The organism is Aquariibacter albus (assembly GCF_014145335.1).
Taxonomy (GTDB): Bacteria; Pseudomonadota; Gammaproteobacteria; order Burkholderiales; family Burkholderiaceae_C; genus Aquariibacter; species Aquariibacter albus.
This window is the reverse complement of sequence record NZ_JACIVI010000001.1, coordinates 407729-422180: the sequence shown is the minus strand read 5'-3', so window position 1 is coordinate 422180 and position 14452 is coordinate 407729. Positions and strand designations below refer to the sequence as shown.

The window sequence follows — 14452 nt, the reverse complement described above, 5'->3', positions numbered from 1 at the left end:
GCATTCCGCCTACCGCATTGACCTGATCCGAGGAGCACCCCGTGACCGAAGCCACCACCCCCGCCCTGCCGAAAGCCAAGAAGTCCGTCGCCCTGTCCGGCACCGCCGCCGGCAACACCGCGCTGTGCACGGTCGGCCGCAGCGGCAACGACCTGCACTACCGCGGCTACGACATCCTGGACGTCGCCGCCCAGTGCGAGTTCGAGGAGATCGCCCACCTGCTGGTCCACGGCAAGCTGCCGACCGTCGCCGAACTGGCCGCCTACAAGAACAAGCTGAAGGCCCTGCGCGGCCTGCCTGCGGCCGTCAAGGCCGCGCTGGAGCAGCTGCCGCCCTCCTCGCATCCGATGGACGTGATGCGCACCGGCGTGTCCGTGCTTGGCTGCGTGAAGCCGGAGAAGGATGACCACAACCATCCGGGCGCCCGCGACATCGCCGACAAGCTGATGGCCAGCCTCGGCTCCATGCTGCTGTACTGGTACCACTTCGCCTACAACGGCAAGCGCATCGAGGTGGAAACCGACGACGACTCGATCGGCGGCCACTTCCTGCACCTGCTGCACGGCGTGAAGCCGAGCGACAGCTGGGTCAAGGCCATGCACACCTCGCTGGTGCTTTACGCCGAGCACGAGTTCAACGCCTCGACCTTCACCGGCCGCGTGATCGCCGGCACGGGCTCGGACATCTACTCGGCCATCACCGGCGCGATCGGCGCGCTGCGCGGCCCCAAGCACGGCGGCGCCAACGAGGTGGCCTTCGAGATCCAGAAGCGCTACGACAGCCCGGACGAAGCCGAGGCCGACATCCGCGCCCGCGTCGAGAAGAAGGAAGTCGTGATCGGCTTCGGCCACCCGGTCTACACCGTCAGCGATCCGCGCAACAAGGTCATCAAGGAAGTCGCCCAGCAGCTGTCCGTGGAGCAGGGCAACACCAAGATGTACGACATCGCCGAGCGCCTCGAGTCGGTGATGTGGGACGTCAAGAAGATGTTCCCGAACCTCGACTGGTTCAGCGCCGTCAGCTACCACATGATGGGCGTGCCGACCGACATGTTCACCCCGCTCTTCGTGATCGCCCGCACCAGCGGCTGGAGCGCGCACATCATCGAGCAGCGCATCGACGGCAAGATCATCCGTCCCTCGGCGAACTACACCGGCCCCGAAGACCAGGTCTTCGTGCCGATCGCCGAGCGCAAGTAATCCGGAAGAAGAAGGTCAAGCCGCCGCCATGAACACCGCCTTCCGCAAGCCCCTGCCGGGCACCTCGCTGGACTACTTCGACGCGCGCGCCGCCGTCAATGCGCTCAAGCCGGGCGCCTGGGACGGCCTGCCGTACACGGCCCGGGTGCACGCCGAGAACATCGTCCGCAAGGCCGATCCGGCGATCGTCAACGACTGCCTGCTCCAGCTCATCGAGCGCAAGCGCGAGCGCGACTTCCCCTGGTTCCCGGCCCGCGTGGTCTGCCACGACATCCTCGGGCAGACCGCGCTGGTGGACCTGGCCGGCCTGCGCGATGCCATCGCCGACCAGGGCGGCGACCCCGCCAAGGTCAACCCGGTCGTGCCGGTGCAGCTGATCGTCGACCACTCGCTGGCGGTGGAATGCGGAGGCTTCGACCCGAACGCCTTCCAGAAGAACCGCGACATCGAGGAGCGCCGCAACGAGGACCGCTTCCACTTCATCAACTGGACGAAGACCGCCTTCGACAATGTGGACGTGATCCCCGCGGGCAACGGGATCATGCACCAGATCAATCTGGAGAAGATGTCGCCGGTGATCCATGCCCAGGATGGCTTGGCCTTCCCCGACACCTGCGTCGGCACCGACAGCCACACCCCGCACGTCGATGCGCTGGGCGTGATCGCGGTGGGCGTGGGCGGCCTGGAGGCCGAGAACGTGATGCTGGGCCGCGCGTCCTGGATGCGCCTGCCGGACATCGTCGGCGTCGAGCTCAGCGGCCGCCGCCAGCCCGGCATCACCGCCACCGACCTGGTGCTGGCCCTGACCGAGTTCCTGCGCAAGGAAAAGGTCGTCGGCGCCTACCTGGAGTTCTACGGCGAGGGTGCGGCCAGCCTGACCATCGGCGACCGCGCCACCATCTCCAACATGGCGCCCGAGTACGGCGCCACCGCCGCGATGTTCAGCATCGACGGCCAGACCCTGGACTACCTGCGCCTGACCGGCCGCACGGAAGAGCAGCTCAAGCTGGTCGAGACCTACGCCAAGGAAGCCGGCCTGTGGTCCGACAGCCTGGCGAAGGTCGAGTACGAGCGCGTGCTGCGCTTCGACCTGAGCAGCGTGGTGCGCAACATGGCCGGCCCGAGCAACCCGCACAAGCGCCTGCCGACCAGCGCGCTCGTCGAGCGCGGCATCGCCACCGGCCTGGACCAGGCCCGCGCCCAGGAGGCTCAGGGCCTGATCCCCGATGGCGCCGTCATCATCGCCGCCATCACCAGCTGCACCAACACCAGCAACCCGCGCAACGTGATCGCGGCCGGTCTGCTGGCGCGCAAGGCGCGGCAGCTGGGCCTGGTGCGCAAGCCCTGGGTCAAGTCCTCGCTGGCGCCCGGCTCCAAGGTGGTCGAGCTCTACCTGAAGGAAGCCGGCCTGCTGGAGGACCTGGAAGCGCTGGGCTTCGGCATCGTCGCCTTCGCCTGCACCACCTGCAACGGCATGTCGGGCGCGCTGGATCCGAAGATCCAGCAGGAGATCATCGACCGCGACCTCTACGCGACCGCCGTCCTCTCCGGCAACCGCAACTTCGACGGCCGCATCCACCCCTACGCCAAGCAGGCCTTCCTGGCCTCGCCGCCGCTGGTGGTGGCCTACGCGATCGCCGGCACCGTGCGTTTCGACATCGAGCAGGACGTGCTCGCAGTGGTCGACGGCAAGGAGGTGCGCCTGAAGGACCTGTGGCCCGCGGACGAGGCCATCGACGCGCTGGTGGCCCAGGCCGTCAAGCCCGAGCAGTTCAACCGCGTCTACATCCCGATGTTCGCGAAGCAGGATGCCGAGCGCGCCGCCTCGCCGCTCTACGACTGGCGCCCGCAGAGCACCTACATCCGCCGCCCGCCCTACTGGGAAGGCGCGCTGGCCGGCGAACGCACGCTCAAGGGCATGCGGCCCCTGGCGCTGCTGCCGGACAACATCACCACCGACCACCTGTCGCCGTCGAACGCCATCCTGATGGACAGCGCGGCCGGCGAGTACCTGCACAAGATGGGCCTGCCGGAGGAGGACTTCAACTCCTACGCCACCCACCGCGGCGACCACCTGACCGCGCAGCGCGCGACCTTCGCCAACCCGCAGCTGGTCAACGAGATGGCCGTCGTCGACGGCAAGGTCAAGAAGGGCTCGCTGGCCCGCGTCGAGCCGGACGGCACCGTGATGCGCATGTGGGAAGCCATCGAGACCTACATGAACCGCAAGCAGCCGCTGATCATCGTGGCCGGGGCGGACTACGGCCAGGGCTCCTCGCGCGACTGGGCCGCCAAGGGCGTGCGCCTGGCCGGCGTGGAAGCCATCGCGGCCGAGGGCTTCGAGCGCATCCACCGCACCAACCTGATCGGCATGGGCGTGCTGCCGCTGGAGTTCAAGCCGGGCACCACCCGCCTGAGCCTCGGCCTGGACGGCACCGAGACCTATGACGTCGAGGGCGCGCTGACCCCGCGCACCACCCTGACCCTGGTGGTGAACCGCAGGAACGGCGAGGTGCTGCGTGTGCCCGTGACCTGCCGTCTCGACTCCGACGAGGAAGTCTCGGTCTACCAGGCCGGCGGCGTGCTGCAGCGCTTCGCGCAGGACTTCCTGGCCTCGAACAAGGCGGCGTGACCATGGCCCATGTTCCGCAAATCAAGGTGCCGGCCACCTACCTCCGCGGCGGCACCTCCAAGGGCGTGTTCTTCCGCCTGCAGGACCTGCCGCCCGCAGCCCAGGTGCCCGGCCGTGCGCGCGACCGGCTGTTCCAGCGCGTGATCGGCAGCCCCGACGCCTATGCCGCCCACATCGACGGCATGGGCGGCGCGACGTCCAGCACCAGCAAGTGCGTGATCCTCTCGAAGAGCACGCAGCCCGGCCATGATGTGGACTACCTCTACGGCCAGGTCTCCATCGACAAGGACTTCGTCGACTGGTCCGGCAACTGCGGCAACCTGTCCACCGCGGCGGGCGCCTTCGCGATCCATGCGGGCCTGATCGATCCGGCCCGCGTGCCGGAGAACGGCACCTGCGTCGTCCGCATCTGGCAGGCCAACATCAAGAAGACCATCATCGCCCACGTGCAGGTGACGGGCGGCCAGGTGCAGGAAACCGGCGACTTCGAACTCGACGGCGTGACCTTCCCGGCCGCCGAGATCGTGCTGGAGTTCCTCGACCCCTCGGACGATGGCGAGGACGGCGGCGCGCTCTTTCCGACCGGCAATCTGGTCGACGAGCTCAGCGTGCCGGAGGACGTGGTGAAGGGCGGCCGGCTGCAAGCCACGATGATCACCGCCGGCATCCCGACGGTCTTCGTCCGGGCCGCCGACATCGGCTGCACCGGCACCGAGTTGCGCGAAGCCATCAACGGGGACCCGGTGGCCCTCAAGCGCTTCGAGGCCATCCGCGTGGCCGGCGCACTGCGCATGGGCCTGATCAAGACGCCCGAGGAAGCGGCCACCCGCCAGCACACGCCCAAGATCGCCTTCGTCGCGCCGCCGAGCGACTACGTCGCCTCCAGCGGCAAGACCATCGCGGCGAAGGATGTGGACCTGCTGGTCCGCGCGCTGTCGATGGGCAAGCTGCACCACGCGATGATGGGCACGGCGGCGGTGGCCATCGGCACCGCGGCGGCCATTCCCGGCACGCTCGTGAACCAGGCTGCCGGCGGTCAGGCGCGCGAGGCGGTGCGCTTCGGCCACCCCTCGGGCACGCTGCGCGTCGGCGCGGCAGCCGAGCAGCGCGACGGCCAGTGGGTGGTCACCAAGGCCATCATGAGCCGCAGCGCCCGCATCCTGATGGAAGGCTGGGTGCGCGTGCCCGGCGACAGCTTCTGAGCCGGCTGCGGGATTGAGCACAATCCGACCCGTCGCCGCCTGGAGTCCCACGCCATGAACCGCCTGCTGCCCGCCGCCTGCTCCCTGACCCTGATGCTGGCGGCCCTGCCGCTGGCCGCACAGACGACGGCGGGCACCGCCCCGACGGCGACAGGCAAGGCGCGGGCGGGTCAGGCCACCACGGACGCCGCAAGCCGCAAGCGTGCCGCGGCCCGGCCGGCCGGGGCAGGCGCCTCGGCGAGCGCGAGCAACATCCTGGAGCTTCCGCTGAGCCCGGCCCAGTTGGCCGCAGCCGAGCGGGTGCACACCGGACGCGCCGACTGCGAGAAGAAGCAATCGGTCCAGGTCGATCGGGTGGCCGGTCAGCCCGGCCACTTCGACGTGCGCTTCGGCGCACGCAGCTTCCGCATGGTGCCGGAGGAAACCACCACCGGCGCCGTGCGCCTGCACGACCACCGCGCCCAGGTGGTCTGGCTGCAGATTCCCAGCAAGTCGATGATGCTCGACCAGCGGGCCGGCCAGCGCCTGGTGGACGTCTGCCTGCATGCCGAACAGCGCGAAGGCGGTCCGACCCAGGTGGCTGTCAGCGCCGTCGACGATGCAGCCTCCAAGCCCGCAGCACCGGCTGCAGGCTCACTGCTTGAGCCTGCACGCTGATGCCCCTTCCCTTTCCTCCGATCGGAGGCCCGCGGGCCTGACGGGCCGCAGCGCCGATCCCCCTGTCGCAGCTGGATTGAAAGGCTCGCGAAAAGCCCCTCTTCCGGCCTGCGACAATCTGCCGCAGTGCAGCAACCGGCTCCGCCGACCGCCTGCATCCTCTTTCCCCCCAGCTCCCCGGAGTCTCCAGCCATGGCCAAAGCCGCCCCCGCGAAGAAGGCGCCTGCGCACGCATTCGCCAAGACCCTGAAATCCTTCTCCACTGCCTCGGGCAAGGAAGGTCTCTTCTACTCGCTGCCGCAGCTCGGCAAGCAGCTCGGCGTCGACGTCTCGCGCCTGCCGGTGTCGATTCGCGTCGTGCTGGAGAGCGTGCTGCGCAACTGCGACGGCAAGAAGGTCACCAAGGAACACGTCGAGCAGCTGATCAACTGGAAGCCGGTGGCCGACCGCGTCGACGAGATCCCCTTCGTCGTCGCCCGCGTCGTGCTGCAGGACTTCACCGGCGTGCCGCTGCTGGCCGACCTGGCCGCGATGCGCAACGTCGCCGAGACCATGGGCAAGAACCCCAAGACCATCGAGCCGCTGGTGCCGGTGGATCTGGTCGTCGACCACTCGGTCATGATCGACCACTACGGTTCGAAGAAGGCCCTCGACCTGAACATGAAGCTGGAGTTCGAGCGCAACCAGGAGCGCTACGAGTTCATGAAGTGGGGCATGCAGGCCTTCGACACCTTCGGTGTCGTGCCCCCGGGCTTCGGCATCGTCCACCAGGTGAACCTGGAGTACCTGGCGCGCGGCGTGCACAAGGCCGCTGCGGCCCGCGGCACCCCGGCCGTCCACTACCCGGACACCCTGGTCGGCACCGACAGCCACACGACGATGATCAACGGCATCGGCGTGGTGGGCTGGGGCGTGGGCGGCATCGAGGCGGAAGCCGGCATGCTGGGCCAGCCGGTCTACTTCCTGACCCCGGACGTCGTCGGCTTCGAGCTGACCGGCAAGCTGCGTGAAGGCGTGACCGCCACCGACCTGGTGCTGACCGTCACCGAGATCCTGCGCAAGCACAAGGTGGTCGGCAAGTTCGTCGAGTTCTTCGGCGAAGGCACCCGCACCCTGGCCCTGCCGGACCGCGCGACCATCGCCAACATGGCCCCGGAATACGGCGCGACCATGGGCTTCTTCCCGGTCGACGAGAAGACGGTCGAGTACTTCAAGGGCACCGGCCGCACCAAGGCCGAGATCGAAGCCTTCGAGGCCTACTTCAAGGCCCAGAAGATGTTCGGCGTGCCGGGTTCGGGCGAGGTGGACTACACCTCGGTCGTCAGCCTGGACCTGTCCACCGTGGCCCCGAGCCTGGCCGGCCCGAAGCGTCCGCAGGACCGCATCGAGCTGGGCAGCCTGGCCAGCACCTTCACCGAGCTGTTCAGCAAGCCGGTCGCCAACAACGGCTTCAACCAGCCGGCCGAGAAGCTGGGCCAGGCCTTCACCGCCGCCGACGGCACCGAGATCCACAACGGCGATGTGCTGATCGCCGCCATCACCTCGTGCACGAACACCAGCAACCCGGGCGTGCTGCTGGCCGCTGGCCTGGTCGCCAAGAAGGCCGTGGAAGCCGGCCTGAAGGTCGCCCCGCACATCAAGACCTCGCTGGCCCCCGGCTCGCGCATCGTCACCGACTACCTCGAGAAGGCCGGCCTGCTGCCCTATCTGGAGAAGCTGGGCTTCAACGTCGCCGCCTACGGCTGCACGACCTGCATCGGCAATGCCGGTGACCTGACCCCGGAGATCAACGAGGTCATCCAGAAGAACGATCTGGTCTGCGCGGCCGTGCTCTCGGGCAACCGCAACTTCGAGGCGCGCATCCACCCGAACCTGAAGGCCAACTTCCTGGCCAGCCCGCCGCTGGTCGTGGCCTACGCGATCGCCGGCAACGTGACCAAGGACCTGATGACCCAGCCGGTCGGCAAGGGCAAGAAGGGCAAGGACGTCTACCTCGGCGACATCTGGCCGACCAGCGACGAGGTCTACGCGCTGATGAAGCACGCGATGAACGCCAAGGCGTTCAAGGCGAACTACGACAAGGTCAAGAACGATCCGGGCAAGCTCTGGGAGAAGGTCAAGGGCGTCGCCGGTCAGGTCTACACCTGGCCGAAGAGCACCTACATCGCCCAGCCGCCCTTCTTCGAGAACTTCACGATGGAACCGGCGGTCACCGAGTCCGGCGTGAAGGGCGCGAAGATCATGGCCCTGTTCGGCGACTCGATCACCACCGACCACATCTCGCCGGCTGGCGCGATCAAGGTCGGCACCCCGGGCGGTCAGTTCCTGAACGACGCCGGCGTGCAGAAGGCCGATTTCAACAGCTACGGCTCGCGCCGCGGCAACCATGAAATCATGATGCGCGGCACCTTCGCCAACGTGCGCGTCAAGAACCTGATGATCCCGCCGAAGGCCGACGGCTCGCGTGAAGAAGGCGGCCTGACCCTGCTGCAACCGAGCGGCGAGAAGGCCTTCATCTACGACGCCGCGATGAAGTACATCGCCGCGGGCACCCCCACCGTGATCTTCGCCGGCGAGGAATACGGCACGGGTTCGAGCCGTGACTGGGCCGCCAAGGGCACCCAGCTGTTGGGCATCAAGGCCGTCGTGGCACGCAGCTTCGAGCGCATCCACCGCAGCAACCTGGTGGGCATGGGCGTGCTGCCCCTGCAGTTCAAGGGCGACGACAGCTGGGAGAAGCTGGGCCTGACCGGCAGCGAGACCATCGACGTGGTCCTCGGCGCCGAGATCAAGCCGCAGAGCGACGCGACCCTGGTGATCACCGGCGCCGACGGCAAGACCAAGAAGGTCACCGTCACGCTGCGCATCGACACCGCGATCGAGGTCGACTACTACAAGCACGGCGGCATCCTGCCCTTCGTGCTGCGTCAGCTGCTGGCCGCCTGATCCCGGGCTCCTCGCGCATGGCGCCTCTTGCCCCTCGGGGCGAGGGGCCTCAAGGCGGCGTCCTGCTTGCGCAGGACGCCGCTTTTTTCATGGGTCCGGAAATCGCAGCACGCGCCCCTTGGGCCGGCGCAAGCCGGAAACTTGCGGGCATGAAAAAAGCCACCCCGGAGGGTGGCTTGGCGTCACATCGAAAGAGGCTGGAACCGACGGCCTCACGCCCTGGGGCGCGAGGCCGTCGTCACCTCAAGCGCGATCAGCGGGCAGCGGGGGCCGCCACCTTGGCAGCAGCCGGGACGGCCGCGACAGCCGCACCGCCCTTGCCCAGCTTGAAGGTCCAGACCATGCCACCTTGCTCCAGGTAGTTGACCTTCTTGGCCACGTCACCACCCCACAGCGGGACGGCGCCGCCCCAACCGGAAACCACGGTGATGTACTGCTCGCCGTTGGCTTCCCAGGCCACCGGCGGGGCGACGACGCCCGAACCGGTCTGGAACTGCCACAGGACCTTGCCGGTCTTGGCGTCGGCGGCCTTCAGGTAGCCTTCCGGCGTGCCCCAGAACACCAGGTTGCCGGCGGTGGTCAGCACGCCACCCCACAGCGGGGCCTCGTTCTTCACTTCCCAGACGATCTTGCCCGACTTCGGATCGATCGCGCGCAGCGCGCCGATGTAGTTGTCGTCGATGGTCTTGATGGTGAAGCCGGCGCCCAGGTAGGCCGCACCCTTCTTGTAGGTGATCGGCTCGTTCCAGATCTCCATGCCCCATTCGTTCGAGGGAACGTAGAAGAGCTTGGTCTGCGGCGAGTAGGCCATCGGCATCTGGTTCTTGCCGCCCAGGAAGCTGGGGGCCGAGAAGACGACGTTGCCCTTCTTGCCGTCAGCCGACGACGCCGGGTTGCCCGGACGGTTGGCCGGGTCGTAGTTCGGACGGCCGGTCTTCAGGTCGATGCCGGTGGCCCAGGTCACCTTCTTGACGAAGGGGAAGGCGTTGATCAGCTCGCCGGTCTTCGCGTCGTTGACGTAGAAGAAGCCGTTGCGGTCAGCCTTGCCGCCGACGCGACGACCGTCCATGTCGAAGGTCACGAACTCGTTGACGCCGTCGAAGTCCCAGCCGTCGTTCGGGGTGTTCTGGTAATGCCAGACGATCTTGCCGGTCTTGACGTCGATGGCGACGGTCGAGCACGAGAAGAGGTTGTCACCCTGGCGGATGTGGCTGTTCCACGGGGCCGGATTGCCGGTGCCGAAGTAGGCCAGGCCGGTCTTGGCATCGTAGGTGCCGCCGAGCCACGGGGTGGCGCCGCCGGTCTTCCACAGGTCGCCAGGCCAGGACTTGTTGGTCGTGCCCGAGACACCGTTCTCGACCTTGTTGCCCGCCTTGTCGAAGGTGTAGCCCATGTGGCCTTCAACCACCGGACGCACCCAGACCATCTGACCGGTCTTGGCGTCACGCGCCTCGACACGGCCAACCACGCCGAACTCGCCACCGGACACGCCGGTCAGCACCAGGCCGTTCACGACCAGCGGGGCGGCCGAGTAGCTGTAGCCGTCCTGGTAGTTGTCGATCTTCTCGCGCCAGACGACTTCACCGGTGTCCTGGTTCAGGGCGACCAGCTGGGCGTCCAGCGTGCCGAAGATCACCAGGTTGTCGTACAGGGCGGCGCCGCGGTTGATCACGTCGCAGCACGGCACGATGCCTTCCGGCAGACGGTGCTCATACTTCCACAGGCGCTTGCCGGTCAGGGCGTCCAGCGCGTAGAGGCGCGAGTACGACGCGGTGACGAACATCTTGCCCTTGTAGATCACGGGCTGGGCTTCCTGGCCGCGCTGCTTTTCGCCGCCGAAGGAGAAGGCCCAGGCCGGCGTCAGGTTCTTGACGGTCGCGGTGTTGACCTTGGTCAGCGGGCTGTGACGCTGGCCTTCGGTGCCGATGCCCCAGCTCAGGATGTCGCCCGGGGTCTTGGCGTCGTTCAGGATCATCTGGTCGGTAACGGCGGCTTGCGCACCGAGGGTGGCAAGGGCCAGACCGATCAGGACGGCGGTGGTCTTCAGCTTCATGGGGATGTGCTCCTCCGGTTGTGACATCAATGACGCAGGGTGTGCGGTCCACAGGACAACCCAAAATGGCAACTCGCGTGCCAAAACGTCTGGTTGGATGGCCGATCCAGGGCAAGCCCTGAGTCCAGGTCCTCTTGAATCGACCCGGGCATCGTGCCCGGAGTTTTTCCTCAATCCCACCCCGCGTTGCTACGGGGCTGGACACCGAAAATTCAGCCTGTCCAACCCAGGGTCTACCCTCGGTTACGACGCGAGAACTTGGTCGACTTGGGACAAGGCTCCACAAGAGGACACCCGGGCTGCTGCGGGTAGCGCCAACCGTCCAGCGCGTCGAAGATCCGGGGAATGCCGATTGCTTTGAAGGGCCCGATGGACCGCCGCGCCCCCCCTGACCGACCGACCTCCGAGCCCCCCGGCAGCTGCCCGCCGGCCGCCGTCGAAGTCCGTGCCCCCGGCCGCCTGCATCTGGGCTTTCTGGATCCCGCGGCGACCCTGGGCCGTCGCTTTGGCAGCCTTGGCCTGGTGATCGGCGGCTTCGAGACCGTTGTGCGCCTGGCCCCGCTGGACGACCCGACGGCCTCCTGCGACCGCGTCGAGGCCGCAGGCCCCGCAGCCCTGGCCGAGCGCGAGCGCGCCGCCGCCCACCTGGCCGCCCTGCGCCTGCGCCTGCCGGGCCCGCGTCGCGCGCCGATGCAGCTGACGCTGCAGCAGGTGCTGCCGGCCCACGCCGGCTTCGGCTCCGGCACCCAGCTCGCGCTGGCGGTCGGCCGGGCCTATGCCAGCTTCCAGGGGCTGGAGCTCGACACGCCCGCGCTGGCCCGGCTGCTGGGCCGCGGGCTGCGGTCCGGGGTGGGCATCGCGGGCTTCGACCAGGGCGGCCTGCTGCTCGACGGCGGACCGGGTCGCGACGGCCAGCCCGCGCCGCTGCTGGCCCGCCTCGCCCTGCCGGCCGACTGGCGCGTGCTGCTGGTGCTCGATCCGCAGCAGACCGGCCTGGCCGGCGAGCTGGAACGCAGCGCGCTGGCCAGCCTTCCGCCCCTTCGCCAGGCCGAGGCCGCCGCCCTTTGCCACGAGGTGCTGATGCGGGTCCTGCCCTCGGCCGCCGATGGTGATTTCGCCGCCTTTGCGCAGGGCGTGTCCGCCGTGCAGGCCCTGCTGGGCGCGCACTTCGCGCCGGCCCAGTCGGGACGGGCCTATCTCAGCGAGCGGGTGGCCGACCTGATGGACGCGCTGGCCCGTGAAGCCCCCCGGCAGCTCGGGCTGCCGGCAGGCCTCGGCCAGTCCAGCTGGGGACCGACTGGCTTCGCCATCCTGCCGAGCCAGGCCGCGGCCGAGCGGCTGGTCGCCGCCCTGCGGGCTGCGGGCCGCGTGCCGGAGGGCCTGAGGCTGCAGGTGGTCGCGCCCCGCAACGAAGGCGCGGCACTGCGCCTGCTGCCCGCCGGAGCCTGCGTGCCGCCCCCAGGCAACCCGACGGCCGTCGCGGCCTGAGCGTCCCTCCCCCGCGCGGCCCGCGCCGCGCACCGCCCCACGCCCACACCGAGCCCCCCCCATGGAACGCCCTCGCATCCTGCACATGTTCACACCGGGCCAGCAGATGAGCCCCTTCGACATCAACATGGCGGCCGATGCGGGCTATGACATGGTGCCGATCTACTCGGAGGTCACCCTCGACCGCGTCGCCGGCCTGACGCAGGACGCGATCTTCTCGCGCGGCCCGCGCGGGGTCAGCCGCACCGGCATCTTCATCGGGGGTCGTGACGTGCTGCTGGCCGCCGACATGGTCGACAAGGCGGTGGCCGCCATGGTGCCGCCCTTCGTCGTCTCGGTCTTCGCCGACCCCAGCGGCTCCTACACCACGGCCGCGGCCATGGTGGCCTGCGTCGAGGCCGGGCTGAGGACGCTGGGCAAGACGCTGGCCGGGCTGAAGGTCGTCGTGATCGGCGGCACCGGCACGGTCGGCCGCATCGCCGGCGTGATCGCCGCGCAGCAGGGCGCGCGCGTCTGCCTCTCGACCCACTTCGGCGAGAGCATGGCGCGGCAGGCCGCAGCCGAGACCGGCGCGCGCTTCGGCGTCACGCTGGAGGGCAGCTCGGGAGGCGACCGCCATGCCGTGCAGCGCTCGCTGGCCGAAGCCGATGTGCTGCTGGCCACCGCGGCCGCCGGCATCCAGGTCGTGCTGCCCGAGGATCTGACGGTGGCGCGCAGGCTGCTGGTCGCCGCCGACGTGAACGCCGTGCCGCCGGCCGGCATTGCCGGCATCGGCATGATGGACAAGCTCAGCCTCCTGCCCGGCACCCAGGCCCTGGCCATCGGCCCGCTGGCCATCGGCAACGTGAAGTACCAGACCCAGCACCGCCTGCTCAAGCGCATGTGCGAGTCGGACAAGCCGGTGACCTACAGCTTCCCCGATGCCTTCGAGGTCGCCCGCGAGGTGCTGGCCGAAGAGGCGGCCACCCCCTGAGGCGGATACGGAGCAAGCGATGACGCCGCACGCGCCGACGCTGATCGTCGCCGGCCTGTCCGTGCGCGCGCTGGCCCAGGCAGCTGCACGCGAAGGCTGGCAGGTGCTGGGCATCGACGCCTTCGGCGACGCCGACACGCGGGCCGCCTGCGCCGACTGGCGACCCATCGGCCCGCCCGGCAGCCTGCACATCGACGCACAGGCGCTCGAAGCCGCGCTGCAGGCCTGGCAGGGCCGGCCCGGCCTGCGCGGCTGGATCGCCGGGCCCGGCCTGGAAGCTGCACCCGCCGCCCTGGCGCGCGCGGCCACCCTGCTGCCGCCGCTGGGCATGAGGGCGGCAGCCATCGCCCACCTGCGCGATCCCGCGCACTGGACGTCCACCCTGCAGACCCTGGGCCTGCCCCATCCTCCGACCCTGCCCGACGCGCTGGCCGAAGCCCCGCCCGACCGCCGCGGCTGGCTGCTCAAGGCCGCCTGCGGCAGCGGCGGCTGGCAGGTGCGTCGGGCCCTGCGCGGGCGCGGGCAGGACGGCCCGGCACGCAGGCCGCGACCGGGCGACTGCTGGCAGCGCGAGCGGCCGGGCCGCGCCGCGTCCCTGCTCTACGTGGCCGACGGCCGGCAGGCCCGCGTGGTCGCTGCGCAGTGGCAGCGCAGCCGCGCGCTGCGCGGCCGGCCCTGGGTCTTCGACGGGCTGATCGGTCCGGTGCGCCTGCCGGGTGCCGCACAGGCTGCGGCCGAGACGGCGCTTCAAGCCCTGGTGCCGGCCTTCGGCCTGATCGGCCTCGGCAGCCTGGACCTGCTGGTGGACGGCGAGGCCATCGAGCTGCTGGAGATCAACCCCCGCGCCAGCGCCAGCCTGGGCCTCTACCCGGAGCTGCCCTTGATCGCGGCCCATCTCGCGGCCTGCGCCCGCGCCGCGGGCCTGGACGCACCCTGTCCCCTGCCCCCCGGGCCCCGCACGGCCGCCGAGGCTCAAGGCCTGAGCCTGCGCGGCAGCGGCCTGGTCGAGGCCCCCCGGCCCTTCGTGCTTTCCGCCGGGCGGGCCACCGCCCTGGCGCGCTGGCCCGGAACCCACGACCATCCGATGCCAGGCAGCCGCCATGGCCGCGGAGACCCGGTCTGCAGCCTCCAGCTGGCCGCCACCGACGAAGCCACGCTGCAGGTCGCGCTTGAGCAGGGCCGCCACGCCCTGCAGGCCCTGCTGTGCGCGGCCGAAGCCCCCGGACCTGCCAGGCCTGCACCCGCCGGCTTGGCTGCGGGCCTGGCGACGGCTTGAGGCTGAAGCGATTCCGAACGATCCCG

Annotated in this window: 9 protein-coding genes; 8 read left to right on the top strand and 1 reads right to left on the bottom strand. The window is 69.6% G+C overall.

Going from position 1 to position 14452, the window contains the following annotated elements; all coding sequences use genetic code 11:
- Positions 1-41: 41 nt before the first annotated feature.
- From prpC to acnA, 5 genes are all read left to right on the top strand, one after another.
- Entirely contained in the window at positions 42-1199 is a 1158-nt protein-coding gene (gene prpC, locus H4F90_RS01930; RefSeq protein ID WP_182660965.1) for a bifunctional 2-methylcitrate synthase/citrate synthase, read from the top strand.
- 28 nt (positions 1200-1227) lie between these two features.
- Positions 1228-3831 (top strand): Fe/S-dependent 2-methylisocitrate dehydratase AcnD, encoded by a 2604-nt coding sequence (gene acnD, locus H4F90_RS01925; protein WP_182660963.1) that lies wholly within the window; start codon positions 1228-1230, stop codon positions 3829-3831.
- A gap of 2 nt (positions 3832-3833) precedes the next feature.
- Entirely contained in the window at positions 3834-5033 is a 1200-nt protein-coding gene (gene prpF, locus H4F90_RS01920; RefSeq protein ID WP_182660961.1) for a 2-methylaconitate cis-trans isomerase PrpF, read from the top strand.
- 54 nt (positions 5034-5087) lie between these two features.
- Complete coding sequence (locus H4F90_RS01915) at positions 5088-5690, top strand: hypothetical protein (protein WP_182660959.1); 603 nt, start codon at positions 5088-5090, stop codon at positions 5688-5690.
- Between the two features lie 192 nt (positions 5691-5882).
- The gene (acnA, locus tag H4F90_RS01910; RefSeq protein WP_182660957.1) at positions 5883-8636 is read left to right on the top strand and encodes an aconitate hydratase AcnA; all 2754 of its coding nucleotides are present in this window, start codon (positions 5883-5885) and stop codon (positions 8634-8636) included.
- 253 nt (positions 8637-8889) lie between these two features.
- On the opposite strand, the gene H4F90_RS01905 is transcribed toward acnA, so the two are convergent.
- Positions 8890-10689 carry a PQQ-dependent methanol/ethanol family dehydrogenase gene (locus H4F90_RS01905; protein ID WP_182660955.1) on the bottom strand — a complete coding sequence of 600 codons (1800 nt, stop codon included), beginning with the start codon at positions 10687-10689 and terminating at the stop codon, positions 8890-8892.
- 369 nt (positions 10690-11058) lie between these two features.
- Here H4F90_RS01905 and H4F90_RS01900 point away from each other — a divergent pair, with 369 nt between their 5' ends.
- From H4F90_RS01900 to H4F90_RS01890, 3 genes are all read left to right on the top strand, one after another.
- Positions 11059-12177 (top strand): beta-ribofuranosylaminobenzene 5'-phosphate synthase family protein, encoded by a 1119-nt coding sequence (locus H4F90_RS01900; protein ID WP_182660953.1) that lies wholly within the window; start codon positions 11059-11061, stop codon positions 12175-12177.
- A 61-nt stretch (positions 12178-12238) separates the two neighbouring features.
- Positions 12239-13150, top strand: coding sequence for an NAD(P)-dependent methylenetetrahydromethanopterin dehydrogenase (locus H4F90_RS01895; protein ID WP_182660951.1), 912 nt, complete (start codon positions 12239-12241; stop codon positions 13148-13150).
- 19 nt (positions 13151-13169) lie between these two features.
- Positions 13170-14426, top strand: a complete 1257-nt coding sequence (locus H4F90_RS01890; RefSeq protein ID WP_182660949.1) for an ATP-grasp domain-containing protein — start codon at positions 13170-13172, stop codon at positions 14424-14426.
- The last annotated feature ends 26 nt before the right edge of the window (positions 14427-14452 follow it).